This is a genomic window from Thermococcus waiotapuensis, assembly GCF_055384795.1.
Genome location: NZ_AP042429.1, coordinates 1,605,350 through 1,627,558 on the forward strand (window position 1 = coordinate 1,605,350; position 22,209 = coordinate 1,627,558).

At 54.4% G+C, this 22,209-nt stretch carries 27 protein-coding genes; 14 read left to right on the forward strand and 13 right to left on the reverse strand.

The features are described 5' to 3' along the window. The first annotated feature begins 6 nt into the window (after positions 1–6). From ACZ47M_RS08835 to ACZ47M_RS08880, 10 genes are all read left to right on the forward strand, one after another. Complete coding sequence (locus ACZ47M_RS08835) at positions 7–252, forward strand: AbrB/MazE/SpoVT family DNA-binding domain-containing protein (protein ID WP_315341748.1); 246 nt, start codon at positions 7–9, stop codon at positions 250–252. Further along, positions 249–659 (forward strand): putative toxin-antitoxin system toxin component, PIN family, encoded by a 411-nt coding sequence (locus ACZ47M_RS08840; RefSeq protein WP_315341746.1) that lies wholly within the window; start codon positions 249–251, stop codon positions 657–659. The genes ACZ47M_RS08835 and ACZ47M_RS08840 overlap by 4 nt, the downstream gene beginning before the upstream one ends. Beyond that, positions 656–1,594 (forward strand): thiamine-phosphate kinase, encoded by a 939-nt coding sequence (locus ACZ47M_RS08845; RefSeq protein WP_315341744.1) that lies wholly within the window; start codon positions 656–658, stop codon positions 1,592–1,594. Before ACZ47M_RS08840 ends, ACZ47M_RS08845 begins: the two co-directional genes overlap by 4 nt. Positions 1,595–1,626: 32 nt before the next feature. Continuing rightward, positions 1,627–2,007, forward strand: coding sequence for an ArsR/SmtB family transcription factor (locus ACZ47M_RS08850; RefSeq protein ID WP_315341742.1), 381 nt, complete (start codon positions 1,627–1,629; stop codon positions 2,005–2,007). 5 nt (positions 2,008–2,012) lie between these two features. Beyond that, positions 2,013–2,294 (forward strand): MazG nucleotide pyrophosphohydrolase domain-containing protein, encoded by a 282-nt coding sequence (locus ACZ47M_RS08855; RefSeq protein ID WP_315341741.1) that lies wholly within the window; start codon positions 2,013–2,015, stop codon positions 2,292–2,294. A gap of 103 nt (positions 2,295–2,397) precedes the next feature. Then, positions 2,398–3,276, forward strand: a complete 879-nt coding sequence (locus ACZ47M_RS08860) for a lysylphosphatidylglycerol synthase transmembrane domain-containing protein (protein ID WP_315342256.1) — start codon at positions 2,398–2,400, stop codon at positions 3,274–3,276. Beyond that, entirely contained in the window at positions 3,252–4,478 is a 1,227-nt protein-coding gene (locus ACZ47M_RS08865; protein ID WP_315341740.1) for a glycosyltransferase family 4 protein, read from the forward strand. Before ACZ47M_RS08860 ends, ACZ47M_RS08865 begins: the two co-directional genes overlap by 25 nt. Next, positions 4,475–5,197 carry a polysaccharide deacetylase family protein gene (locus ACZ47M_RS08870; RefSeq protein ID WP_315341738.1) on the forward strand — a complete coding sequence of 241 codons (723 nt, stop codon included), beginning with the start codon at positions 4,475–4,477 and terminating at the stop codon, positions 5,195–5,197. The genes ACZ47M_RS08865 and ACZ47M_RS08870 overlap by 4 nt, the downstream gene beginning before the upstream one ends. A 22-nt stretch (positions 5,198–5,219) precedes the next feature. Further along, positions 5,220–6,269, forward strand: a complete 1,050-nt coding sequence (gene amrS, locus ACZ47M_RS08875; RefSeq protein WP_315341736.1) for an AmmeMemoRadiSam system radical SAM enzyme — start codon at positions 5,220–5,222, stop codon at positions 6,267–6,269. Positions 6,270–6,271: 2 nt separating this feature from the next. After that, the gene (locus ACZ47M_RS08880) at positions 6,272–7,081 is read left to right on the forward strand and encodes a WYL domain-containing protein (protein WP_315342254.1); all 810 of its coding nucleotides are present in this window, start codon (positions 6,272–6,274) and stop codon (positions 7,079–7,081) included. 21 nt (positions 7,082–7,102) lie between these two features. Here the strand turns inward: ACZ47M_RS08880 and ACZ47M_RS08885 are convergent, their stop codons facing one another. Beyond that, positions 7,103–7,678, reverse strand: coding sequence for a TATA-box-binding protein (locus tag ACZ47M_RS08885; RefSeq protein ID WP_315341734.1), 576 nt, complete (start codon positions 7,676–7,678; stop codon positions 7,103–7,105). Positions 7,679–7,809: 131 nt separating this feature from the next. Next, a complete protein-coding gene (locus ACZ47M_RS08890; protein WP_315342252.1) occupies positions 7,810–8,652 on the reverse strand; it encodes an SDH family Clp fold serine proteinase in 843 nt (280 codons plus the stop codon). Between the two features lie 97 nt (positions 8,653–8,749). Here ACZ47M_RS08890 and ACZ47M_RS08895 point away from each other — a divergent pair, with 97 nt between their 5' ends. Further along, on the forward strand, positions 8,750–9,175 hold the full coding sequence (locus ACZ47M_RS08895; RefSeq protein WP_315341732.1) for a DUF356 domain-containing protein: 426 nt from the start codon (positions 8,750–8,752) through the stop codon (positions 9,173–9,175). Here ACZ47M_RS08895 and ACZ47M_RS08900 read toward each other — a convergent pair. Both ACZ47M_RS08900 and ACZ47M_RS08905 read right to left on the reverse strand, forming a co-directional pair. Beyond that, entirely contained in the window at positions 9,161–9,298 is a 138-nt protein-coding gene (locus ACZ47M_RS08900) for a PIN domain-containing protein (RefSeq protein ID WP_464883398.1), read from the reverse strand. The genes ACZ47M_RS08895 and ACZ47M_RS08900 overlap by 15 nt on opposite strands. A gap of 164 nt (positions 9,299–9,462) precedes the next feature. Then, positions 9,463–10,002 carry a multiprotein bridging factor aMBF1 gene (locus tag ACZ47M_RS08905; RefSeq protein ID WP_315341730.1) on the reverse strand — a complete coding sequence of 180 codons (540 nt, stop codon included), beginning with the start codon at positions 10,000–10,002 and terminating at the stop codon, positions 9,463–9,465. Between the two features lie 70 nt (positions 10,003–10,072). Here ACZ47M_RS08905 and ACZ47M_RS08910 point away from each other — a divergent pair, with 70 nt between their 5' ends. Both ACZ47M_RS08910 and ACZ47M_RS08915 read left to right on the forward strand, forming a co-directional pair. Then, complete coding sequence (locus ACZ47M_RS08910; protein WP_315341728.1) at positions 10,073–10,570, forward strand: GNAT family N-acetyltransferase; 498 nt, start codon at positions 10,073–10,075, stop codon at positions 10,568–10,570. A gap of 12 nt (positions 10,571–10,582) precedes the next feature. Continuing rightward, positions 10,583–10,876, forward strand: coding sequence for a hypothetical protein (locus ACZ47M_RS08915; RefSeq protein WP_315341725.1), 294 nt, complete (start codon positions 10,583–10,585; stop codon positions 10,874–10,876). Between the two features lie 148 nt (positions 10,877–11,024). Here the strand turns inward: ACZ47M_RS08915 and ACZ47M_RS08920 are convergent, their stop codons facing one another. From ACZ47M_RS08920 to ACZ47M_RS08945, 6 genes are all read right to left on the reverse strand, one after another. Further along, the gene (locus tag ACZ47M_RS08920) at positions 11,025–11,300 is read right to left on the reverse strand and encodes a PIN domain-containing protein (protein ID WP_315341723.1); all 276 of its coding nucleotides are present in this window, start codon (positions 11,298–11,300) and stop codon (positions 11,025–11,027) included. A 119-nt stretch (positions 11,301–11,419) separates the two neighbouring features. After that, complete coding sequence (locus tag ACZ47M_RS08925; protein ID WP_315341720.1) at positions 11,420–11,824, reverse strand: Zn-ribbon domain-containing OB-fold protein; 405 nt, start codon at positions 11,822–11,824, stop codon at positions 11,420–11,422. Position 11,825: 1 nt separating this feature from the next. Then, on the reverse strand, positions 11,826–12,992 hold the full coding sequence (locus ACZ47M_RS08930; RefSeq protein WP_315341718.1) for a thiolase domain-containing protein: 1,167 nt from the start codon (positions 12,990–12,992) through the stop codon (positions 11,826–11,828). 10 nt (positions 12,993–13,002) lie between these two features. Next, positions 13,003–14,055, reverse strand: a complete 1,053-nt coding sequence (locus ACZ47M_RS08935; RefSeq protein ID WP_315342246.1) for a hydroxymethylglutaryl-CoA synthase — start codon at positions 14,053–14,055, stop codon at positions 13,003–13,005. A 117-nt stretch (positions 14,056–14,172) separates the two neighbouring features. Continuing rightward, positions 14,173–14,853, reverse strand: a complete 681-nt coding sequence (locus ACZ47M_RS08940) for a fibrillarin-like rRNA/tRNA 2'-O-methyltransferase (RefSeq protein ID WP_315341712.1) — start codon at positions 14,851–14,853, stop codon at positions 14,173–14,175. 5 nt (positions 14,854–14,858) lie between these two features. After that, complete coding sequence (locus ACZ47M_RS08945) at positions 14,859–16,136, reverse strand: C/D box methylation guide ribonucleoprotein complex aNOP56 subunit (protein ID WP_315341710.1); 1,278 nt, start codon at positions 16,134–16,136, stop codon at positions 14,859–14,861. Between the two features lie 105 nt (positions 16,137–16,241). On the opposite strand from ACZ47M_RS08945, the gene ACZ47M_RS08950 reads away from it, so the two are divergent. After that, positions 16,242–17,303: an SPOUT family RNA methylase gene (locus tag ACZ47M_RS08950; protein ID WP_315342244.1), complete on the forward strand. Its 1,062-nt coding sequence runs from the start codon at positions 16,242–16,244 to the stop codon at positions 17,301–17,303. A 112-nt stretch (positions 17,304–17,415) separates the two neighbouring features. Here the strand turns inward: ACZ47M_RS08950 and ACZ47M_RS08955 are convergent, their stop codons facing one another. From ACZ47M_RS08955 to lonB, 3 genes are all read right to left on the reverse strand, one after another. Then, the gene (locus tag ACZ47M_RS08955; RefSeq protein ID WP_315341707.1) at positions 17,416–18,135 is read right to left on the reverse strand and encodes a DUF92 domain-containing protein; all 720 of its coding nucleotides are present in this window, start codon (positions 18,133–18,135) and stop codon (positions 17,416–17,418) included. Positions 18,136–18,285: 150 nt separating this feature from the next. After that, positions 18,286–18,741 carry an Lrp/AsnC family transcriptional regulator gene (locus ACZ47M_RS08960; RefSeq protein WP_315341705.1) on the reverse strand — a complete coding sequence of 152 codons (456 nt, stop codon included), beginning with the start codon at positions 18,739–18,741 and terminating at the stop codon, positions 18,286–18,288. Between the two features lie 272 nt (positions 18,742–19,013). Beyond that, positions 19,014–22,190, reverse strand: a complete 3,177-nt coding sequence (gene lonB / locus ACZ47M_RS08965; protein ID WP_315341702.1) for an ATP-dependent protease LonB — start codon at positions 22,188–22,190, stop codon at positions 19,014–19,016. Positions 22,191–22,209 lie beyond the last annotated feature (19 nt).

Genomic DNA, 22,209 nt, shown 5'->3' on the forward strand with positions numbered 1-22,209 from the left:
GGTGGTATGATGGAAGTCGTTCGTGTATCCTCGAAGGGACAGGTTGTCATTCCCAAGAGGGTTAGGGAGAAAATGGGCATAAAGGAGGGGGAATACCTTCTTTTGGTCCAGGAGGGGGACATCATCGTAATGAAAAAGCTCGACGTTAACCTGGAGGCGGTTTTTAGGGAAGGGGAGACATTGGCAAAGAAGCAGGGGATAACAGTTGAGGACGTTAAGAGGGCCATTAAGGAAGTGAGGTACGGGAAATGAGGCTCTTTCTGGATACAAACGTTCTGATCTCAGCTTACTTCTGGCAGGGTGCGAAGAGAAGGCTTCTCTGGGACTGTCTTCGCGGCTCTCACGAATGTTGTATCTCAGATTACGTAGTTTACGAACTGCGAAAGGTTCTCATTGAAAAGTTTTCCCTTCCGGAAGAAAGCATTGAACGATACATATCCATTCTCACGGCGTTTTTAGAGGTTATTGAAACCAGTAGCGGCCCTAAAATCTCCAGAGACCCCAAGGACAACCCCATACTTTGGGCCTGTGCTAAAAGTGGCGTGGACGCTCTTGTCACTGGAGACGGCGACCTTCTATCACTGAGGGATGAGGAAAAACTACTTTGCATTGAGAATAGCTGTTTTAAGGTTCTCCGGACAAAGGAGGTGCTGAAATGAGGGAATCCGAAATCATCGAGCTGTTCCTCAAACACCTGAAGAAACAGGGCGACCTTCCACTCGGTGACGATGCTGGCGCGATAAGGTTCGGTGATGGATGGCTTGTTGCCACAAACGACATGCTCGTCAGAAAAACGGACGTTCCGGATATAATGACGCCCGAGCAGGTTGGCTTTAAGGCGGTAACCATGAACGTGAGCGACGTTGCTGCCATGGGGGCAAAGCCCCTGGGTTTCCTCTTCTCCCTCGGCGTTCCAGGGGATATGGAAGAGAGCTACCTCGAAGGGGTCGCGAGGGGGATCGAGAAAGCCTTAGAGTTCTATGACATAGCCGTCCTCAGCGCCGACACCAACGAGACCGACGATTTAATCATAGACGGCATCGCCCTGGGCATTACGAAAAGGTTGCTCACCCGCTCGGGGGCGAGGCCTGGGGAGCTGGTCTGCGTTACTGGGGATTTAGGAAGGGCGCTCGCGGGACTCCTGGTCTGGAAAAAGGGCGTTGAAGTGCCCGAAGGAACCAGGAACTCACTGTACGAGAAGTTCCTCAATCCAAGGGCGAGGGTCCGGGAGGGAATGGCCCTGAGCGGTGTTGCGAGTGCCGCCATAGACATAAGCGATGGTCTCGCCAAGGAGTTGCACCTCATATCCAGAATGAGCGGCGTAGCCATTGAGATCCGCTCCTCGAGCATACCTATCCACGGGAGCGTTTTTGAGGCGGCGGAGTTCCTCGGGATGAACCCCATCGAGATAGCCATAGCCAGCGGGGAGGAGTTTGAGCTCGTCTTCACGCTCCCCCCAGAGCTGGTTTCCGGGGTTGACTTCGAGTTCTCAGTTATAGGGCGGGTCGTTGAAGGTAGCGGGGTCTATTTAGACGGGAGGCCCATTCGGCCTCGGGGCTGGGAGCATCTGGCTTCAAATGAAATTTTTAAATAGTGAAGCGGGGTTTTAGTCTAAGGTGATGGGGGATGAAGGTTAGGGAACTCATAGAGAGGCTTCCGGAAAAGCAGAAGGAGAGCGTGGGGAAGTGCACTGAGAAGTGTGGCCTTGTCAACTTGGACGAGGACATCCCCACGGAGGTTCCGAAGGATGTCGTTGAGTTCTCCAAGGTCATATCGAACCCGTTGAGACTCAGCATCCTCCGCATGCTCCGGGGTCGCTGGCTCTGCGTGTGCCTTATCGCCAAGGCGCTTGAGCAGGATCAGACGCTCGTAAGCCACCACCTCCGCGCCCTGAAGGGCCTCGACCTCCTTGAGGAGAGGAGGGAAGGGAAGCTCCGTTTTTACCGCACAAAGAAGGACGTCGTTGAGAGGTACTTCGAGGCCCTTAGGAAAGAGCTCCTCGGGTGATTGGGGTGGAAGGCCAGAAGGAAGTGGACGAACTCATAAAGTCCATGGGTGGCTACTGGAGGCCCTTCGAGATGCTGGCGGCCCTTGTTGAGGAAGTCGGCGAGCTGGCCGATGTTATGCTTGCACTGGAGGGCGTTAAAGGGGGCGCCGGGAGGGAAAGGCTTGAGGAGGAGCTCGGCGACGTCCTCTTTGCCCTCTCCTCCATCGCCAACTATTATGGGATAAACCTGGCGGAGGCCCTCAGGAAAACCGTCGGGAAGTACCGTTCCAGGGATCTCGGGGATTGAGCTTTTGTTTTCGTTTCGATGTCTATGGAAATAAAGCTTATAACCCCCCGATCCATTACCTCCCCAGAGGAGAAAGTGAGAATGCCCGGGGGTTTGAAATTTGATGCTTGGGGGCGTTTTGGGGGATGGCCACAAGTACTTCACAGTTCTCGGACAGGTTTCCCTCCCTTACCTGTTGCTCGCTATCTTCGTTTACTACCTCAGCGTTCTAATCTACGCCCTCCGCTGGAAGCTGGTTCTCAGGGGTATGGGGAAGGATGTTCCCTTCCTCGAACTCGTCAAATCCATCCTCGCGTCGATCTTTATGAACAACGTAACCCCTATGAGCCGCAGCGGCGGTGAAGTTCTCAGGATAGCGTGGATAAGCCGGAGGGGAAAGGTTCCCGCCGGGCTGTCCGCTATGAGCATCGTCTACGAGCGCATCCTGGAGGCCGTACCGGTGTTTATCCTGTTCCTCGTGGGGATGTTCTGCTTCTCCTCAATGCCGGGCTTCCTCTTTGTTCTGGGCCTCCTCGGGATTGCCTTCGTGTGGATAAGATGGGAGGACTTTGTGAGGGTCTCGCTCAGGGTGTTTAAGACTCCCGTGAGCGAGGAGGAGCTGGGTCAAATATTGTCCCTCAAGAGGTGCCACGGCGTAACCCTCGCGGGGATCCTCCTCAGCTCGGTCATATGGATCCTCGATGTAGTCAGGCTTAAGCTTATAACCCTCGCCCTCGGGCTTCACCTGGGGGTGCTCGTCCTGGTCATCATCTCAATAGCCAGCCTTCTCCTTGGCCTAGTCGCTTTGACCCCGGGGGGAGTCGGCATCATAGAAGGCGGCCTGGTTGGTACTCTGGTGCACTTTGGCCTTCCCCCGGCCATGGCGGTCTCGGTGACCCTTTTGGAGCGTTTGGTGTCCTACGTGCTCAGCACGGTCGTTGGTTTCGTTGTGCTGGTTACTTCCGGAGGAATGGAGATATGGAGAGCCTTAAAATCGCCATAGCCAGTGACTGGTTTTTTCCTAAAATCGGTGGAATTGAGACCCACATGGATGAGCTCGCCCGCAACCTGCTAAAGGCCGGGCATGAACCCTACGTTATAACCCACGACTACCGCCACCTCGGCCCGAAGGACGACGGGTTCCCTTACCCAGTCATCAGGTTCGGCTCGTCCATATACCTGAAGAAGCACCACATAAGCGTCGGCCCTTCCCAGCTCTGGAAGATAAACCAGTTCTACAAGGAGGTTCACTTCGATATAACCCACGTTCACAGCATATACTCCCCCTTCTCGATAGCCGTGGCGAATCTGTCCAGGGGTATACGCGACGTGCCGGTCGTTGCCACCAACCACTCCTTCTACGGAAACCCCAGGGCTGACCGGATAGTAGGCCCCATGCTCAGGTATTCCCTCAGTCGCGTGGATTTCTTCGTCGCGGTGAGCACTCCAGTGGCGAGGGATACAAAGCGGTTGCTCGGGAAGAGACTGAACGGTAGGCCCGTGCTGGTTGTTCCAAACGGTATCGACGTGGAGAAGTGGCGCCCGCCGGAGCCCGAGGAGAGGGAAAAAGCCAGGAGAAAACTCGGGCTTTCCGATGAGATAGTCATCTTCTACACCGGCAGGATGACGAAGAGAAAACAGGCCCACAGGATTCCTTTCATAGTAGCCCAAGCGCTGAAGAGCTCCGGGGTTTCAAAGGATAGGATAAAGCTCATAGCGGTTGGCAACGGGGAGATGAGGGCTGAGTTTGAGAAGAACCTCAAAATGACCGGTCTGGATTCCCGTGCAAATGTCTTCGATTTCATTCCCCGTGAGAGGCTCCTTGAGTTCTACTGGGCGGCCGACGTGGTCCTGATACCAGGCATACTTGAGGCCTTTTCGATAGTCGGTCTTGAGGGCTCGGCAACAGGGAGGATGGTGGTTGGCAGGAACGGAAGCGGTCTCTCGGATATCGTATTGGACGGAACAACCGGTTTCCTCGGGAACAGCGAAGGGGAAATCGCCCAGAAGCTTGGGAATGTTCTTGCTGATCCGGAGCTCATTGAAAGGATAGGCAAGAAAGCCAGGGAACGCGTTACCAGGGAGTTCTCCTGGGAAGTCGTTTTGAAGAGGATCCTCGACGTCTACAGGCTAACCCTCGACATGGCCGATGGAAGCGACAAGAGGTACCTTCTGTATAAGCTCTGGAGGAGGGCCACTGGATGATCGTTTCAATAACCTTCGACGTGGAGCAGGACTGCCCGCCGTACTTAACGACGACGAAGGGCATGGAAGAGGGCCTCCCGAAGCTCCTCGACCTCCTGGAGGAGAAGCGGGTAAAGGCGACCTTCTTTTTCACCGCTGAGGTTGCGAAGCGCTTTCCTGACTTAGCGAAACGAGTCGTTGACGGGGGGCATGAGCTCGGGAGCCACAACTACAACCACGAAAGGCTCGACAAGCTGTCCAGGGATGAAGGAGCCAAAGCCATAGAGAAGTCCCTCAAAGTCCTCAGGGAATTTGGCGATGTGGTCTCTTTCCGCGCCCCCAACCTGCAGTTCCCCGACTACTATTACGGAGTCCTCGAGAAGAACGGCGTCCTCGTCGACTCCTCCAGGGCAACCTATAAAGGTTACGGGGACGGTGTAAAGTTCTTCGGGAGCGTTCTGGAGGTGCCTGCTTCCACGACCAGCTCCGTGATAAGGCTCCCCTGGAGGCTCCAGAGGATAATCCACTCCCGCCTCAGGGAGCCCAGGGTTTACTTCGCCCACCCCTGGGAGTTCGTGTCGATGAGGAAGGAAAAGATACGGTGGGACTGCAGGTTCAACACCGGGGATAAGGCCATAGAGCTCCTCGGGATGCTCATAGACCACTACAAGTCTCAGAATGCAAAGTTCCTCACCATGCGTGAGTATTACCCCCTTTACGGAAACCTTAAACGTGATTGAGCCTATTTTCACTGGTGAGAGCATGAGAGAAGCCATGTACTGGGAGCCGCTCGATGGGGGAAAGGTCCGCTGTAAACTCTGCCCCCTCAACTGCATAATCAACGAGGGAAAGCGCGGCTCCTGCAGGGTTAGGAAGAACATCGGGGGAAAGCTCTACACGCTCAACTATGGTAAAGTCTCCGCTATCGCGGCTGACCCGGTAGAGAAGAAGCCCCTCTTCCACTTCTGGCCGGGTTCCTGCGCCCTCTCGATAAGCACCGTCGGTTGCAACATGCACTGCAAGCACTGCCAGAACTGGGAGATAAGCCAGGCGGATGAGAGCTTTCCCTACCTTCACGACATGAGCCCGGAGACGGTAGTTTCAATGGCAAAGCGCTACGGCTGCGAGAGCATAGCCTACACCTACAACGAGCCGACGATATGGTACGAGTTCGTGCTCGATACGGCAAAGCTCGCCAGGAAGGAGGGGATATACAACCTCCTCATAACCAACGGCTACATCAACGAGGAACCCCTCAGGGGGCTGGCTCCCTACATAGATGCCATGAACATAGACATCAAGGCCTTCAGCGACGAGTTTTACATGAAGATATCGGGCGTTCCAGGCGTGGAACCCAGCAAGAGGACTGCTGTGATAGCGAAGAAAGAATTTGGAATCCACGTCGAGCTCACCTACCTTATAATTCCGACGCTCAACGACGGGGAAGAGGAGATACGCGCCTTCGCCCGCTGGGTGGTTGAAGAACTCGGTGATGATACCCCCGTCCACTTCTCGCGCTTCTTCCCGCACTACAGGCTGACACACCTTCCACCAACGCCGCTTGAGACCGTTGAAATGGCCCACCGCGTCGCTAAGGAGGAGGGCTTAAAGTTCGTCTACATCGGGAACGTCCCGGGCCACGAGGGGGAGAACACATACTGCCCGAAGTGTGGCAAACCTTTAATAGTCCGCTATGGGTTTGAGATAGCTGAGTACAACCTTACCAACGATGGAAGGTGCAGATACTGTGGTGAGAAGATCCCGATCGTTGGAACTTACCAGAAAAAGCGTTATCCCGGCATGTGGTGGTGAACATGGCCCTTCCCGAGGTCAAGGCAAAGCTCTACCTGGAGATTTTAGGCAGAAGCAGAAAGGCCGTTGAGGAGAGGCTTGAGCGTGTCAAGCGCGGGTTGGCCGGGGAGAGACTTGAGGTGGGGGAGATAATCGAGGATCCCTCAATGGATCCACTTCGCTTCTCCTCCCTTGTGGAGGTCACCCTGAAAGCACCGCTGGATGCCCTCTTTAAGAGGGTGGCGGAGTACTCTCCGACGATGGTTGAAGTCCTCTCGCCCGGAAAAATTGAGCTTCCGGCAGAGGAACTTTCTTCCCTGCTGAATGACCTGATACGGGAGATCAGGAAGGTCGCGAAGGAAAAAGGTTACGTTCCTGCAGTTCCTGACGTTAAGGAATTGCCCGAGCCAAAGATTGGGTTTGACGATGAGGAACTGTGGGAGCTGATTGATGAGGGAAGGAGCCTGCTCTACTCGGTCAGACTTAGGTTCTCGACCGGGAACGAAACCCTGGCCAGAGAGATAATCCCAAAGCTCTTTCTGCTGGAAGGAGCGGGAGTTAATTCAGTGGAGCTTTATCCCGGGGACGGAGGACTGGTGGCGGAAGTGGAGGCGGTTTCTCCCCTGGAGTCGCTGGTGGGGTTGCTCCTAAGGTATCTGCCTGAGTCGGTTAAAGTTTTGGAACCGGGGATCGTGGACATAACCGCACAGGAACTCCAGAACTGTCTCAGTGATGTGGGCTCCTTTGTCTCTTCAATTAGAATGAGGGAGGATCTGGGGGATGCCTACGAAAAGGACGTCTTCTCCTTTAGTCTTTCACCTAACCTGAAATGAAACTTAAAAGGCAGGGAAAGTTTACCATTCCTCTTCCTCTTCTATGAGGTCGTATTTCTCGAGCTCGCGTATGAGCCTCTTTACGGCTTCCCAGGCATCGTTTTCGCTTTTGGCCCCGGAGCAGACTATCTTACCCGATGAGAACAGCAGGATCACGGCTTTCGGGTCCTTTACGCGGTATATAACTCCCGGGAACTGTTCGGGCTCGTACTCACAGTTGGGCAGGCTTAAAGCAACAGCATCTAAGTTAAACTCCATTCCTATGTCCCCACTAAAAACCATGTTCTGAATGTCTATCTGGGGCGGTTTTGTGAATTTTGTGCCAACCTTCTTCGAGAGCAGCTCTATAAGCTTGTTGACACCCATCTTTATGTCGTCAACACTTTTTGCCCCGGTAACGACGAGCTTGCCTGAGCTGAATATCAGCAGAGCGACCTTAGGGTCATCAAAACGGCAGATAATGCCTGGAAACTCCTCCGGGTTGTACTTGGAGTTCGGGCAGATTTCTATAACTTTCTCAAGGTTCAGCTGGGCGAACAAATCCACAGAAGCGACTATATTTTCAATCCTTAGTTTGACCCTGCTCATGTCTACCAAGGCTTACACCTCCGGGTGGTGGGTTTAAAACCCCTTTATAAATGAAGGGCGAAGTTTTTAAAGGTTTAGGTCAGAGGTGCATGAAAAATCGTTCCAATGCGTTCTTTTGTCCATTGAAAAAAGGGAAAGGGTCACTTTTTGCCCTCCTGCCTTACTGGATAGGGCATGAACTCTACCGTACCTCTCTGTTTGATCGGTTGCTTGTAGAGCTCCATGAGGGCGTAAACTTCCTCTGGAACATCTGTCTCGACGTGGAGGCCCAGCTCCCTGGCGTGGTCAACGGTTATCGGATAGTCATGTGTCCACCTGCCCTCGGTGAGTGTTTGAGCCAGTTCCCTGGCCTTCTCCTCGCCGTATTTGTCCTTAAGGAGGCTGTAAACGAAGTCCCTAACCTGCTTTATCGCCTTTTCCGTCACGTCAGCCAGGATGAGGGTCTGGTCGTCCACTTTCTCCGGGCCCTTCCTTTCTACCGCCCTTAGTATGCTCGGGGCTGGGTACTGGCCGAGCTGCGGGTCAACGGGCCCAAGAACAGCGTGCGGATCCATTATGATCCTGTCAGCGGCCAGGGCAATCAGGGTTCCTCCGCTCATGGCGTAGTGGGGAACTATGACGCGGGTCTCGGCGGGGTGTTCCTTCAGTGCCTTGGCAATCTGGGTTGCGGCGAGAACGAGTCCGCCCGGTGTGTGGATTATTAAATCGATCGGCCTGTCCTTCGGTGCCATCCTTATTGCCCTCAGAATCTCCTCGCTGTCTTCAATGCTTATGAACTTGTAAACCGGTATTCCGAAGAGCCCGACGCTCTCCTGCCTGTGTATCATGGCTATTACCGTTGAGTTCCTCTTTTTAGCGAGCTGGGCCATGAGCTTAATCCTTGCCGCCTGGAGCGCCCTGAATTGAAGCTGGGGCCACATCAGCAGGTAGAGGAAGAACAGCCACCACAGCAGGGAGCCAAAAAACCCGCTGAGGGGGTCCATGTTTTTCACCCGGTTTGGTTTGATGTTTAGTGACAATTAAACCTTTTGCCCGCCAACGTTTATAAGTCGGAGCGTCCGAGCAAGTTCCGGTGAAACAATGAGAAACACGATCGTTCTGGTGAGGACAGACAGCTTTCAGAAGGCGAGCGTGGCTTTAGCCGACCTCGTCCGCTATGGAGGTATGAGGATTCGCGGTGACCCCAGGATAATCCCTCCGGCTTTGTCTGACTGGGCCTTTGAGCAGATAATGGGTGAGAAACCGAAGAAGAAGTTCAGGGCGCACGTTGCCGCACAGATAGACCTGCCGCCCGCTAAGGCGATAGGCAGGCTGATGGACATACATCCACCCGCCCACGTCCTCGTAATCCCCCCCGATACCGGAGTCTGGGGGGAGCTGATGCGCCTGTGGGGAACTTTTGAGAAGCTCAGGGGCTTTCATCCGCCTAAGAGAACAAAGACAGAGGATCTCAAGCGGAAACAGGAGAAAAAGGCGGATGGAGAGCGGGAGTTAGAGGAGTTTTAATCCTTCTTTCAAAGCAGCTCTCTTCAGGTCTTCGTCTAATGTTGCCAGTGTTTTAATTTCGTTTATCTTGCATGATGCGAGGATAATCGCGTCGTTTGGCAGGAGATTGTGTGCCCGCATCATTCCCAGGTACTTTTCCAGGATTTGCCTTTTGACACCTTTTTTGCCCTCCTTTAAGGAGTATGGCTATCTTCCGCCAAATGACCTTCTCAAGTCCGTTGGGCACGTTTATCACTATCTCTCCCCTACCCTCGCCACTAGTGAATAGGTAAGGGAAATTTAAACCTTCACTTCTCCCGCTTCTTGATCCTTATGTTGGCGATGTCCCCCAGGGTTGGCTCGTAGTCCCGCGGGAGCGTCCTTTTCTCCTCGATGGGCTCTTCGGTTCCGCTCTCAATGAGCTTTATCCTGAAGTACTTCTCGAGCTTCCTGGCCTCCTTTATGGTTGGCTCGCGGTAGCCGTGGGCTATCGCGCGGAGGTCGTTGACCGAAAGACCTACCTCGTGGGACAGCTCTTCGTAGCTCTTTCCGCTCTTCTGTATTGCTTGGTAAACCCTCTCAGCGTAGTCCTCCACTATTTCCTCGGTGACGAGTGGCCTCTCGTGTTGGGGTTTTGGCTGGGGCTTGGGCCTTGAGACGGGTCTCTCGGTTCTTCTTGGCTGTCTCCCGGTTGGCATGATGCTGAACGTGCCGGGCTTTTTGCCTCCATATTTCTCATAGCACCTATCGCAGACGAGAACCTCCGCACCCTCAACCCTTATCCTGTGGCCCGGCCCTTTTATCGGTGCACCGCATATCTCGCAGTAGCTTGGCGTCTCCTTTCCCATCTTTACCACCCTCTTGCTCCATTTAAAGCTCGGGGTCAGGCTTTTTAAACCCCACGATGAGCTTATACCGATGACCGAGGTAAAAGTGGAGAAGCTCCAGGAGTTCAACCAGGAGATCCTTGAGAGGCTGGTAGAGATTTACATGCGCGGCTACGAGGGGCTGCGGGAGTACGGCGGCGAGGGCGAAAGCTACGCGAAGCGCTATCTCAGGTGGTGCTGGGGAAAGGCCAAGGACGGCTTCTTCGTGGCGAAGGTGGGGGATGAGATAGCTGGCTTCATCGTCTGCGACAAAGACTGGTACAGCAGATACGAGGGACGAAAAGTTGGGGCCATCCACGAGTTCGTGGTGGACAAGAAGTTCCAGGGACAGGGAATAGGGCACAAGTTAATGGAAAAATGCCTTGAGTACCTGGGGGAATCAAGCGACAGGATAGAGCTCTGGGTGGGAGAGAAGAACGAAGGGGCCATGCGTTTCTACGAGGAGTACGGCTTCAGGAAAGTGGGCCGGAGCGGGATATGGGTGAGAATGATTATGCGAAAGGATGATAAGGGCCAGGGGGAAAGTTAGGCGGGTGAAAAAATGCCGTGCATAAAGCCGCCCCAGCCGGAGGATGTCGAGGGATTGAGGGAAGAGAGCTTCATACGTGGGGGCAAAGGTAAGCTCAGAGTGGTCATCGAGAGCGGGAATGAGAGGCTTGAAGCTGTCATCAGCGGCTCGCTGAAGAGCGTTGAGGAAGTTGCCGGGATGCTCGGCGTCGAGGCCGAAAACGACAGGATAGAGGCCACTGTCGATGGAGTGAAAATCCTGATGCAACGCGGAAAGCTCGAAATGGAGTTCGAGAACGGAGATAAGATGAGAATAGAGAAGGCCTGAGGCCTCTTGATTTTTCAGACTTCAGTCCCTCAGCGTTCTAGTATTATCGCGTTTCCGAGGAGCTTGAAGTGGTGGTCCGTCGTTAGGACTACTGCACCGTATTTTCTTGCGGTTTCCACTATTATGCAATCAGGCGAGGGACACGTTCTTATTTTTTCTTGACCTTTGCATGGAGCGCTCCTGCGTTTATCGCAACGTCTTTCTCCAGTGGGACGACGAAACCGCTCTCCGCTACGATATCAACTATCGAGGCATCTAAATTGTTCCGCTCAAGGAAGCTCTGCAACTCTGCCAAGACAAGAGTAGGGATCAGCACAAGCTCAGAACCGTTTAAGATTTCCTTGGCTGCTTTTCCCGTGTCGCTGCCCCTGATCAGTTCAACGATAGCTGAGGTGTCGGGGATGACTATTTGACCAGACTCCATGCTTTTTCTTTCCCTTTAGAATCCTCTTGAGATCCTCCTCGCTGAGGGGAGCTTTAATCTCAACTACCTCCATCATCCCACCATTAAAGGTTGAAAGAAAAAGTAGACAAGGCTTGCGCTCACTTCAAAACCGGCCTGAACTTGTAGGCGTAGAGAATTATCCCGTCCTCGTCGAACTCCCTGACCTTCCTCGTTACCATCTCGACCTCCATGCCGAAGTCTATCTCGTTGGGCTCAACGTCCGTGAGCTGGGCCATAACGACGGGCCCTTCCTCGAGCTGAACCAGGGCCAGGGGATACGGCTTGTAGTACTCGAAGCCGCTCGGCGGGTTCCTCACTATTGTCCAGCTCAGCACCTTACCCTTTCCGCTGAACTTGTACTTCTCCACGTTCCTGCTACCGCAGACCGGGCAGACCTCCCTGTGCGGGAACATCAGATGACCGTTCTCGCACTTACCTCCAATCAGGGCGTATTTCTCTTCAAAGTGCCTCCAGTGCCTCGCAACCTGCATCGGCTTCCCCATTTCAGACCCTCCTCAGGACTGTAACCGTTATGTTCGAGCCAGTTCCACCTATGTTCTGGGTCAGGCCTACCTCAGCCCCGGGCACCTGTATCCCTTCCGGAGCCTCGCCGCGGAGCTGGAGAGCAGCCTCAACCGTCTGGTAAACGCCGGTGGCCCCAACTGGATGTCCTCTGGCCTTAAGTCCGCCCATAGTCTGTATCGGGTAATCACCGTCTATGGCAATCTGGCCCTCCTTGGCGAGCATTACGCCCTTGCCCTTCTCGGCAACGCCGAGGGCTTCCAAGCTTAAAGCGGCCATTATCGTGAAGGCGTCGTGAACCTCAAAGAAGTCGATGTCCCTGGCAGTGACCCCTGCCATTCTGTAGGCTTTTTCAGCGGCCACTTTTGCCGCCGTCAAAGTCAGGAAGTCCTTCCTGTTGGCGAGGTTGATGGTGTCCGTGGCCCTCCAGAAGCCTGCCAGTTCAACCCATTTCTCCTTCGGAATGCCGAGCTCCTTCGCCTTCTCCTTTGAGGTTATTATGACGGCCGCGGCACCGTCGCACATCGGTGCGGCATCAAAGAGCTTTATCGGGTCGGCGACGTAGGGGCTCTTGAGAACAGTGTCGAGCTTTATCTCCTTCTTGAACATCGCGTACGGGTTTTTAGCCCCGTTCCTGTGGGCGTTGAGGGCGAAGAGGGCAAAATCCTCCTCAGTGTAGCCGTATTCCTTCATGTAAAGCCTCATGACGAGCGCGTTCAAAGCCACAAAGCTGGCCCCGTGGAAGAGCTCCCACTCGGCATCGGCGGCGTAAGCTAAATAGCGTGTCGCATCGCTCGGCCAGGCGTCGGTCATCTTCTCGACGCCAACTACCGCAACAACGTCCTCAAGGCCCGACATGACTGCCTTCGCTCCCTCCTGAACTGCCGCACCCCCGCTACCGCATGCCGCTTCAACCTTAATGGCCGGTATGTTGCCCAAGCCAGCCCAGTCTGCTATTAAAGCTCCAAGGTTCTCCTGCTCTATGAAGGAACCGGAGGCCATGTTTCCGACGTAGAGGGAATCCACCCTGTCTATTCCAGCATCGTCCATTGCATTGAGCAGGGCCTCCACGGCCATGTCCCTAAGTGACACCCTCCAGTGCTCGCCGACAGGAACCATGCCAACTCCAATAATGACGGGTTTCTCCATTCCGACCACCTCACATTATGTACTTGCCCCTGTGCTTGGCATAGAGCGCGTAGTCAAGGTACTTCTTCCTGTTCACGTAGTCCATGGTTCTGGGTGCCAGATCCCTCTTCTCCTCAATTGCATCCTGCACAACGAGGCTGAAGGCGTCGCTCCCCGCTCCCGAACCGAAGGAGACCCAGAGGATCCTGTCGCCTGGCTTCGCTATGTCGAGGACTGCCGAAACACCGACGAGAGTTGCCCCGCTGTAGGTGTTTCCTATTATCCCGCTGAGCAGTCCCGGGAGAACCTTCTCCCTCGGGATTCCCAGTATCTCGGCAACGGTGAGCGGGAACTTGACGTTGGGCTGGTGGAAGACCGCGTAATCAAAGTCGCCCGGGGAGTAGTTGAGCTCCTCCATGAGCGTCTTGGCGGCGCTCAGTATCTGGTGGAAGTACGCCGGCTCGCCGGTGAAGCGGTTGCCGTGCCTTGGGTAGTGCTCGTGCTGCCTCCTCCAGAAGTCCGGCGTGTCTGTAACGTAGGAATAGCTCGCCTCGAAGTAGGCGACCGTTTCAGAGCTCTTCGGGGCAAGGATGTACGCGGCACCTCCGGCGGAAGCGGTGAACTCGAGGTGGTCCCCGGGCCTTCCCTGGGAGGTGTCGGCGCCGATGGCCATGGCGTAGTCGGCCATTCCGGAGCCGACGAAGCCTATGGCAGCTTGAATAGCTTCAGTTCCTGCCTTGCACGCAAACTCAAAGTCAGCTGCATTCACATCGGGGGTTGCTCCGATGGCGGCCGCCACAACCGTTCCGCTCGGCTTGACGGCGTATGGCTTGCTCTCGGTTCCAAACCAAACGGCCCTGATAAGTTTGGGGTCAATTTGAGCCCTCTTGAGGGCGTTTCTGGCCGCTTCAATGCCTATCGTTATTGCGTCCTCATCTAAGCCGGGAACGGACTTCTCCTGAATCGGGGGGTCCGAGACTTCCCAGACCCTCTCTATTTCCTCCGCCTTGATTCTATACATAGGGACATAGGCCCCGTAGCCAGCGATACCAACCTCGCGGTTTGGCCTCAACAGTTTTCCCATGGACATCACCCGCAAAAGTTGAAGGTAGCTCCGCCTAAGGTTCAGGGGGCGGTTATAAAAGCCTTTCGGTGAGAGTAAAAATGCCTTTCGACGATAAACGATAAAAGGGCGGGAAGCTCAGGGCTTCCTGACGACGAAGAGCGCGTGGTCCTTCTCGTAGGGCTCAAGTGAAAGCCTCTCAACGACCTCGAAGTATTCGGAGAGCTCCTTTTCAACCTCCTTGAAGACCTGCTCGGGCTCTTTCGTCACGTCGATGCTCCTGCTCTTGACCGAAATCATTCCGTAGCCACCGCTCTTCAGGTAAACCCTGGCGTTGTCTATGAGGATTTTCGCCTGGGTCGGCTGGGCAACGTCCTCGAAGATGACATCCACCTTCGGAACGAGCGCGCGGTAGCCCTCGGGCCTGGTGGCGTCGCCGAGTATCGGCACGATGTTCCTCCTTTCCTCGACGATTGGAACCAGCTCCCTCAGAACCCTCGGCGAGAACTCGACACCGAAGATTTTGCCTTCCCAGCCCACTATGTCGCTGACGTGTGAAGCTGTGGTTCCGCTCGCTATTCCGAGATAGAGGACTGTTGAACCGGGCTTAATCGGGAAGTTCTCCAGCCCGTTGAGAATTGCCGCACCCAGCTTCGACCTGTTCGGGTTCCAGATTCTGTATTCGTCCCCCTCGAACTTGACGGTCCTTTCACCGTAAACCCTCTGCCCGGGAACGAGGTTCTTTGTGGCTATCCTCTCGCTCCCGTCGTCCTCAACAACTATGTAAACGCCTGGGAACCTGTGCTTTTTAACCTTCATTCACATCACCTCTTCTCGCCCTTGTGTTTCTTTTTCATGAACTTCCTGTCCCCGCCACCCTTTCCCTTCTTCTCAAACTCCCTGCCCTTTTCGTGCTTCCCACCCTTGAACGTCTTTCCCTTGAACTTCTCCTTGTCCTTCTTCTCGGGCTTGGCCTTCTTCTTCGGCGGGTTCGGGTACTTCTCTTTAATCTCCTGTATCCTCTGCTCGAGCTCCTTTTTGAGCTCCTCGCCTATGTATTCGCCCGAGAAGTAGTCAACCCTCGCTGCAATGGCCAGCTTTCCAGCCAGGGCCCTCGCTATCTTGCCCCTCTGCCACCAGGGCGAGCGGTTGATTGCAGGATACTGGAAGATAACCCCATGCTTGGGCGGCTTTGCCCCGCTCCTGAGGTGCCTAAAGAGGGCCTTCTCAGCTCCAAGAACCTGTATCGTGGAGGCAGGCATCATGGCCAGCTCTTTAAGCCCGCCGGCAATGCTCATGAGCCTCGCCGCGAGCTTGGCACCGACCAAAGCCTTAAGGTTTGGAGCGACTTCGTCCATCGCTGTTTCAAGGTAGTCCTCCACCTGGTCCCTCAGCTTGTAGAGGTCGTTTATCTCGCTCGCGAGCTTCCTTATGATTTCGCTGTCGAACTTTCCGAGGGGAGCGCCCATTGACTTCTCCGCCGCGTTGAGTATACTCTCGATTTTTCCCTCGGGGAAGCCCAGCTTTTCCAGCTTTTCTCTCGTTGCATTTTCCCTCGGGCCTATCTCCTTGACGAAGGCGACGTACTGCTCGTGCTTCGGCAGAATCTCGTCCAGCTCCGGGAAGTGGAGGCCGTACCACTCCCTTAGTCTTGAAACGAGCAGGTTCGTGACCTTGTCGATGTCGTCCAGAGCCTCAATGGCCTGGATTATCATCTTGTCCCTTGCCCCGCTCTGCTCCTGTATGCGGAGTCTCGTTAAGGCTACGCCGGCATTATAGTACTCGCTGAACCAGTCCTTCCCGAGGAACTCTTCTGGATTTGAGCGGAGCTTTTCGCCGGCTAAATTGGGGAGCTCGGCGGTAGCGTTGTAGCCGAGATCCTTCAGTTTTCTGCTGAGCTCGGCGTCCTCAACGATGAACTCGTCGTAGCCTTTTTTCTTAAGCTCGTCAAGCAGTGCGAGAAGTTCGTCACTCGGCTCGCCTTTCAGGAGCTTGTCCAGGCTCTCCTCGGGCTTCCCGCTGAAGGGCCTGCTTGAGATGGGCTTTCCGCTTTCGTCAAAGGCGTAAATGCCCCTCACGTTTTCTCCTATGTAAGCTTTCATCAGCTCTCCCTCCGGTTTGTAGCTGTAAGTTGTTGGGTCCTATGAACTTAAACGTTGCGGAACAAAGGCTATAAGCTTGTTCCTCAACTCGCTCCGGTGGTGGGTATGGGAAAGAAGTTTATAGTGAAAACCCAGAAGGGCATGGAAAGCGTTGCCGCCAATTATATTAGGGAAGCTCTGAGCGATGCCAAAGTTTGGGCTTCTCCACTTGGCTATTCCGGTCTTGTTTTGGTCGAGAGCGGGGATGAAACAGCCCTGGAGAGGATAGAGGGGATTCCTGAGGTCGAGAGGGTGATCCCGGTTGTTGCCGAAGTTCCTGCGGTTCTCGATGAAATAGTCAAGACTGCAGAGTTAGCGGCCCCTATGATAGGTGAGAACGAGACTTTTGCAGTCAAAACTACGCGGAGAGGAAAGCATGACTTCTCGAGCATCGATGTTAACCGCGCTTTAGGGGCCAGAATCCAGGAGCTAACGAAGGCTGACGTGGACTTAAGCTGGCCCGATAAGGTTGTTCAGGTTGAGATAATAGGGGATAAAGCGTACATCTCCGTCGTTCCGGGGGAAGAGTTCAGGAAGTTTACTCCGGATAAGATAGACGCCAGGGAGCTCTTCCGCAAGCTCACCGTAGTCCAGATGCCCTATTGGGGCGACTACAAAGCCTGCCGCTCCTTTGGCGAGAAAATAGGCAGGGCCGCACAGGCCTTTGAGGTTAAAGAGCTTATCATAGCCCCGAAGGAGAAGATGGACGCTTTCGAACTGGCCGAGTTCATAAAGGGTGTGAGGATAGGTCAGGAGAGCAGACATCAGATCCAGAGGGAGGCATACCCATGGAAAGTCGATAAGGTTCCCGTTTCGGTGTGGGATCTCCACCAGGTCGTTAGGGATAAGAAGAGGGACAAAAGGTTGCTCATAATCACGGATCCAAAGGGGCCGACGCTGGCTGAGGTTAAGGACCGGCTTGCGAGGGATATGTTCTACGCGAAGGAAATCGTTGTCTTCATCGGTTCACGGGAGGGCATCCCGCGCGGCCTCTTCCGGTTCGCGGACTACGTGGTCGACCTGGCCCCATACATGACGTTTGCAACCGAGCATGGCATTCCCGCGGCGCTTGTCTCGCTCTGGGAGGTCTATGAAGAGTACTTGAGGGGCAGGGAAAAGGGGGAGTGATTCTGGCTTTTACTGCTTATCCTTGAGTTTTGAGCCAGCGTCAGACCCTAAGGTCGTCCTCACCCCTCGGGAATCCGCCGTAGTCATCATCCGCTGGGAGTTTCCAGAACCCTCACGCGATTAGATAAAAGAGGCCGGCACCTGTTATACCGCCGAGGAGAGAAGCCAGGAAGTTTGTAGAGTTATTGTCTGTTATCCCCCTGTTCTCCAGGGTTGCGCCTATTAAACTGTCGAGGTTGACGCCAATAAATCCCCCGAGTGTTATGGCCACTACCATGGGAAGCCTGTAGGAGGTGAGGGGAAGGGCAAAGGGCGCTATCACCAGGGATCCAAGTAGCGCGAATACCTCACCCGCTAAGGAGACCCCCCCGTTTGTACCGGGCGTGACCGGCTTAAAGTTCGTTATGAGCCTTGGCCTCTTTCCATAGACTTTCCCCAGCTCGCTGGCAAGGGTGTCACCGTTGACTGTTGCTATGGCCGAGAAAGTTGCCGCCCAGAAGATGTCCTGCCGTGTTATGGCCTCAACCACCAGGAAAAGGAGAGCGGCAAGCCCGTTTCCCAAAACGTTGCCCGCACCTCTCGTTTTTTCGCTCCTGGATGAAAAGCCGAGCCGGACTTTCTCCTCAAAGCGATGCCTGGTGGCCAGGACACCGAGAACCAGGAATATTGACAGTGCCAGGAATGTGTAAATCCCGCCTAGATGGATAACCACTATACCTAAGACTGTCGAGAGCAGGGCTCCCCTGCCGTCGAGGGCCCGGGACTTATAGGCGGCGATCCCAAGCAGGGATATCAAAATCCCTGTGATGAGCGGGTGAACTGCGTCCTGCATTACTGCCACCCCTGGCTGAATGAAACGGTGCCTTTGTTGGACTAAGAGGGAGTAACCGTTTATTACTCTTTCCATCGACCATCGCCGAAAGGCCGTTCCTCCTGCCTTGGGGGAGGGGCTTTGAAGAGAAAGAGCAAGAATGAGCGGGGTTCAGAAAAGCTCGTATTTGCAGGTCTCTGTGATGAAAGTAACGTCCATGTGTTCCACGCCAGGCACGGCTTTTGATATCTCCTCTATTATGGCCTGTATCTCCTTCATGTCCTTGGGAGCGACCACGTGCACCACGAGGTTGTGAGTTCCGAGGGCCTTCTGTATTATTGTTACGTGTTTGACCTCTTTCAGCTTCCCTATGGCCTCGTCAATGCTGACCCCTGCTTTCAGGGTTATGCCGAGCAGTACGTAAGAGTAGCCCAGGAGGTCAAAGTTCGGAACCACCGTGTACTTCTGGATAACGCCCATGCGCTCGAGTTTCTCCATCCTGCGTGAAATCCTCTGCCGGGTCGTCCCGAGAGCTTCTGCGAGCTCTTTGTAAGTCATCCTCGCGTTCTTGGACAGGAGCTCGATTATCCTGAGGTCTATTGGGTCAATTTTAGCCCTACCCTTCATGTCATATCCCTCCGGTAATCTTCCATTGTGCTAACCCGGGAGGGGTTATAAGACTTTCGGAAAATTTTCAACATGTTGGTGTTGTCCCACTTTTCATGTCCCACAACGTTATGAATAGTGAGGGAAATTCTTGACTTTTTGGGATATGCCTGCGCCATTATGTACCAAAATTGCAATGTAATTAGCTCAAAAAACTTTGCTGAGTTGTGTATTACCTTCGTAATTAGTAAAAAATAGGCACCTCCTGCCCGGGGAATGAAAGAAATAAGAGGTCAGGCCTTCTTCAGCGGAAGGCTCTCCCTGATCTTCCTCAGGAGTTCCTCCTTCTTGGGCGAGTCCGCGAGCGCTATCTCGAGTACCTCGTCAATGGTCTCCACTGGCATTATCCTTATTTTCGCCGCCCTATCCGGGCTGAGGAAGACGTCCTTCTCGTTGGATTTAGGTATTATGACCGTCTTTATGCCCGCTTCGATGGCCGCTTCGATCTTGGGTGTGGCACCTCCTATTGGCAGAACCTCGCCGCGGACGCTGAGGGAGCCCGTCATGGCCACGTCCTGTCTTATCGGTATCTCCTCCAGGGCGGAGATGACGGCTGTGGCAACGCTTATGCTGGCTGAATCGCCCTCAACCCCCTCGTATGTCTGGAGGAACTGGACGTGGATGTCGTACTGGCTTATGTCTTCCCCCTTGTAGCGCTTGATTATTGCCGAAACGTTCTGTACGGCCTCCTTGGCTATCTCGCCCAGCTTTCCGGTGACGATTATCTTCCCCTCTTCCTTGCTGGCGGCGGGGGCAACGACGGCTTCAATCGGAAGCACTATGCCGCTCTGCTCACCTATTACGGCCAGACCGTTGACCCTCCCGATCTCGCCGCCTTCGGTCTTTATGACCTGATACTCCTTCTTGTTCTCTATGTACCAGTCGGCGAGCTGCTTTTCAAGGGGTTTGGCTATTTTCATTGCCTCCAGCACGTCTTCCCTGTCAACGTACTTTTTACCCTTCTTGATGGCTATGTCTCCAGCGGCCCTTACTATTCCGCCGAGATCCCTAAGGCGCAGGGTGAGGTGGCCCTTTCTTCCTGCCCTCTTCTGGGCCTCTCTAACTATCTCCTCGACTGCATCGCGGGTGAAGTGGGGTATTTTGCCATCGCGCTTTACCTCTTGAGCCACAAACTGGACGAGCTTTCTCCTGTTTTCTGGTGTGTCCGGCATTGTCGTTCTCATGTAGACCTCGTAACCGTAGCCCCTGATGCGGGAGCGCAAAGCGGGATGCATCTTATCAACCGTATCAAGGTTTCCAGCAGCCACAAGTATGAAATCACAGGGCACTGGCTCCGTTCTCACCATTGCGCCGCTTGAGAGCTCGCTCTGGCCGGTTATCGGGAACTTCTTCTCCTGCATGGCAGTGAGAAGGCTCTGCTGCATCTTCAGGCTTAGCGTTGCTATCTCGTCTATGAAGAGGACGCCCTTGTGGGCGCGGTGGATCATGCCTGGCTCAACGCGCTCATGGGCTGGCGTGCCGAGCCCGCCTGAGTTTTTGACGAAGAGGCCGCTGGCGAGCAGGTTGCCTTCCTCCGTGGTGAGGTTGTAGGTTACCTCAACTTCTTCCCAGCTCTCTATGAAGGCCCTTCTCTCGCCTTTTAGTATCCTCTCGAGCCTCTCTGCCCCCCCTCCCGCTTCCTCGAGGGCCTTCTTGACATCCTCCAGGAGTTTTGCCCTCTTTGCCGGCGAGAGAGTCATGGGCACAAATTCGAGGAGGTTCAAGAGGCTGTCTACCGATTGGGAAAGGACTAATCCGACTCTGTGCTCCTCGGTAGCTTCATCAACCCGGACCTCTGCCTCGATGCCGAAGATGTTAAGATGCCATGCGAGCTCCTGGAAGAAGGGCAGCTCCTTTTCGGGTTCATCCGTCGGCCGGGCAACCTCAAGGGGCCCACTGAATTTTGTGCCCTCCTCATTATCTCCGCTGTAAAGGCCGTCGAAGAAGGCTAAGAATAGCGAGGGCTTGAGCCGGATCCACCACGGGAGTTCCGGCTTTATCTCTTTTCCGACGGGGGCCCCTAAAGCCACGAAGAAACTGATTATCCTCCTGTCCCGGGTCCGGAAGAGTATGCTTCCCCCTGCCTTGCGGTTTTCTCTGATTTCGTAGTTGAACTCGCCGAAGAGCTCTTTGAGTGTTTCGACGAACCTTTCAACGGCTTCCCTTTCGCTGGAGGCGAAGCTTAAAGTTCTAAGGTTCCCGTCTATGTTGCCACCCCTAAATAGAGCGCCGAGGAGGAGTGCGGCCTTCTCAAGTCTCTCATCATCGCTCGTGAGCGGGAGCAGGTTGAGGGCTTTAAGTTCTTCGATCATCTTCAGAGACTTCGGCGTTGCTCCCTTCCCCAACCGTTTGGGGTACTCCCTGAGCTTTTCCTCCTCGTCGTAGGTTCTCGCTATTGCGAACTCGTCGAGAACATTAACCGGAACCCTGATGGGCTCGTCTTTTACTGTTATATCGCCTGCCTCTTTGAGGCCCTCAGCTGTGTAAACTTTGTGCTCCGGTGTCAGCGCGAACCAGTAGTCCTTATTCAAGTTCACCACGCGCCTTAGCTTCTGCTTTCCGAGCCTCTTGTTGGCGTAGAGGAGCTTCGTAAAGCCTTCCTTTGTGAGGATCTCGACATTTTTGCTCCTGAAGTCATGGTAAATGACCTTAATTTCCCCGTCCATTCCCTCACCGGAGGGGGTTTTTAGGGCCTCCTCCACGAAGTCTTCGAGCTTGAGGGCCTTTATTTTGCCGTCTTCCCTGACGATGACACTCTCTTTTCCGCTAAAGCACTGGAAGGGGTCGTGTCTCACATCTCCGAGCAGGGCTCCGGCGTGTGCCCCGGTTGCATCGACGAATGGTGCTTTTGTCCTTCCGCAGTTGTCCACTAGAAGCTTTGGGACGAGGACGCTGGTCCTCATCCTCATGTTGGAGAGAACCATCATTGTGAGGATTATTACGAAGAGACCCATTAGGAAGTTCGTGGTGCTGTAGTCTATGAGAATCGCCATCATGACCATGAAAACTACGGCCATTAGAAGGTAGGACTTTATGTTCTCCTGGCTTCTGGCCTTCTCGCGGTAGTGCTCGACTATTTTCCTCCCCTGGCAGGCGGGAACGGTCTTTATTTTCGGCATGTTCTCGTCTTCAGGGTTCGGGAAGACGAGGATATCCTCCAGGTTCTCCGTTGGCAATAGCTCTGCCATGGCTTGCCCGAGCATGGACTTTCCTGTTCCTGGCTCGCCTATGAGGAGTACGTGTCTCTTCTGACCAGCGGCGGTCTTTATGACCTCAACGGCATGCTCCTGGCCAATAACCTGATCGATAAGCTTTTCGGGTACTTTTATCTCCTCCGTCGTTGAAAACTCGAGACCTAAATCCAGGCTCTCACCGCTTTGACTGGAGGTGACGGCCCTCTCATCCTCCATGTGCATCCCTCTTAAGCTC

What these genes read in the sequence shown, in the direction of transcription:
- ACZ47M_RS08835 (WP_315341748.1), top strand. Translation starts at nt 7, where the DNA reads ATGATGGAAGTCGTTCGTGTATCCTCGAAGGGACAGGTTGTCATTCCC.
- ACZ47M_RS08840 (WP_315341746.1), top strand. Translation starts at nt 249, where the DNA reads ATGAGGCTCTTTCTGGATACAAACGTTCTGATCTCAGCTTACTTCTGG.
- ACZ47M_RS08845 (WP_315341744.1), top strand. Translation starts at nt 656, where the DNA reads ATGAGGGAATCCGAAATCATCGAGCTGTTCCTCAAACACCTGAAGAAA.
- ACZ47M_RS08850 (WP_315341742.1), top strand. Translation starts at nt 1,627, where the DNA reads ATGAAGGTTAGGGAACTCATAGAGAGGCTTCCGGAAAAGCAGAAGGAG.
- ACZ47M_RS08860 (WP_315342256.1), top strand. Translation starts at nt 2,398, where the DNA reads ATGCTTGGGGGCGTTTTGGGGGATGGCCACAAGTACTTCACAGTTCTC.
- ACZ47M_RS08865 (WP_315341740.1), top strand. Translation starts at nt 3,252, where the DNA reads ATGGAGAGCCTTAAAATCGCCATAGCCAGTGACTGGTTTTTTCCTAAA.
- ACZ47M_RS08870 (WP_315341738.1), top strand. Translation starts at nt 4,475, where the DNA reads ATGATCGTTTCAATAACCTTCGACGTGGAGCAGGACTGCCCGCCGTAC.
- amrS (WP_315341736.1), top strand. Translation starts at nt 5,220, where the DNA reads ATGAGAGAAGCCATGTACTGGGAGCCGCTCGATGGGGGAAAGGTCCGC.
- ACZ47M_RS08880 (WP_315342254.1), top strand. Translation starts at nt 6,272, where the DNA reads ATGGCCCTTCCCGAGGTCAAGGCAAAGCTCTACCTGGAGATTTTAGGC.
- ACZ47M_RS08890 (WP_315342252.1), bottom strand. Translation starts at nt 8,652, where the DNA reads ATGGACCCCCTCAGCGGGTTTTTTGGCTCCCTGCTGTGGTGGCTGTTC.
- ACZ47M_RS08895 (WP_315341732.1), top strand. Translation starts at nt 8,750, where the DNA reads ATGAGAAACACGATCGTTCTGGTGAGGACAGACAGCTTTCAGAAGGCG.
- ACZ47M_RS08900 (WP_464883398.1), bottom strand. Translation starts at nt 9,298, where the DNA reads ATGATGCGGGCACACAATCTCCTGCCAAACGACGCGATTATCCTCGCA.
- ACZ47M_RS08905 (WP_315341730.1), bottom strand. Translation starts at nt 10,002, where the DNA reads ATGGGAAAGGAGACGCCAAGCTACTGCGAGATATGCGGTGCACCGATA.
- ACZ47M_RS08910 (WP_315341728.1), top strand. Translation starts at nt 10,073, where the DNA reads ATGACCGAGGTAAAAGTGGAGAAGCTCCAGGAGTTCAACCAGGAGATC.
- ACZ47M_RS08915 (WP_315341725.1), top strand. Translation starts at nt 10,583, where the DNA reads ATGCCGTGCATAAAGCCGCCCCAGCCGGAGGATGTCGAGGGATTGAGG.
- ACZ47M_RS08920 (WP_315341723.1), bottom strand. Translation starts at nt 11,300, where the DNA reads ATGGAGTCTGGTCAAATAGTCATCCCCGACACCTCAGCTATCGTTGAA.
- ACZ47M_RS08925 (WP_315341720.1), bottom strand. Translation starts at nt 11,824, where the DNA reads ATGGGGAAGCCGATGCAGGTTGCGAGGCACTGGAGGCACTTTGAAGAG.
- ACZ47M_RS08930 (WP_315341718.1), bottom strand. Translation starts at nt 12,992, where the DNA reads ATGGAGAAACCCGTCATTATTGGAGTTGGCATGGTTCCTGTCGGCGAG.
- ACZ47M_RS08935 (WP_315342246.1), bottom strand. Translation starts at nt 14,055, where the DNA reads ATGGGAAAACTGTTGAGGCCAAACCGCGAGGTTGGTATCGCTGGCTAC.
- ACZ47M_RS08940 (WP_315341712.1), bottom strand. Translation starts at nt 14,853, where the DNA reads ATGAAGGTTAAAAAGCACAGGTTCCCAGGCGTTTACATAGTTGTTGAG.
- ACZ47M_RS08945 (WP_315341710.1), bottom strand. Translation starts at nt 16,136, where the DNA reads ATGAAAGCTTACATAGGAGAAAACGTGAGGGGCATTTACGCCTTTGAC.
- ACZ47M_RS08950 (WP_315342244.1), top strand. Translation starts at nt 16,242, where the DNA reads ATGGGAAAGAAGTTTATAGTGAAAACCCAGAAGGGCATGGAAAGCGTT.
- ACZ47M_RS08955 (WP_315341707.1), bottom strand. Translation starts at nt 18,135, where the DNA reads ATGCAGGACGCAGTTCACCCGCTCATCACAGGGATTTTGATATCCCTG.
- ACZ47M_RS08960 (WP_315341705.1), bottom strand. Translation starts at nt 18,741, where the DNA reads ATGAAGGGTAGGGCTAAAATTGACCCAATAGACCTCAGGATAATCGAG.
- lonB (WP_315341702.1), bottom strand. Translation starts at nt 22,190, where the DNA reads ATGGAGGATGAGAGGGCCGTCACCTCCAGTCAAAGCGGTGAGAGCCTG.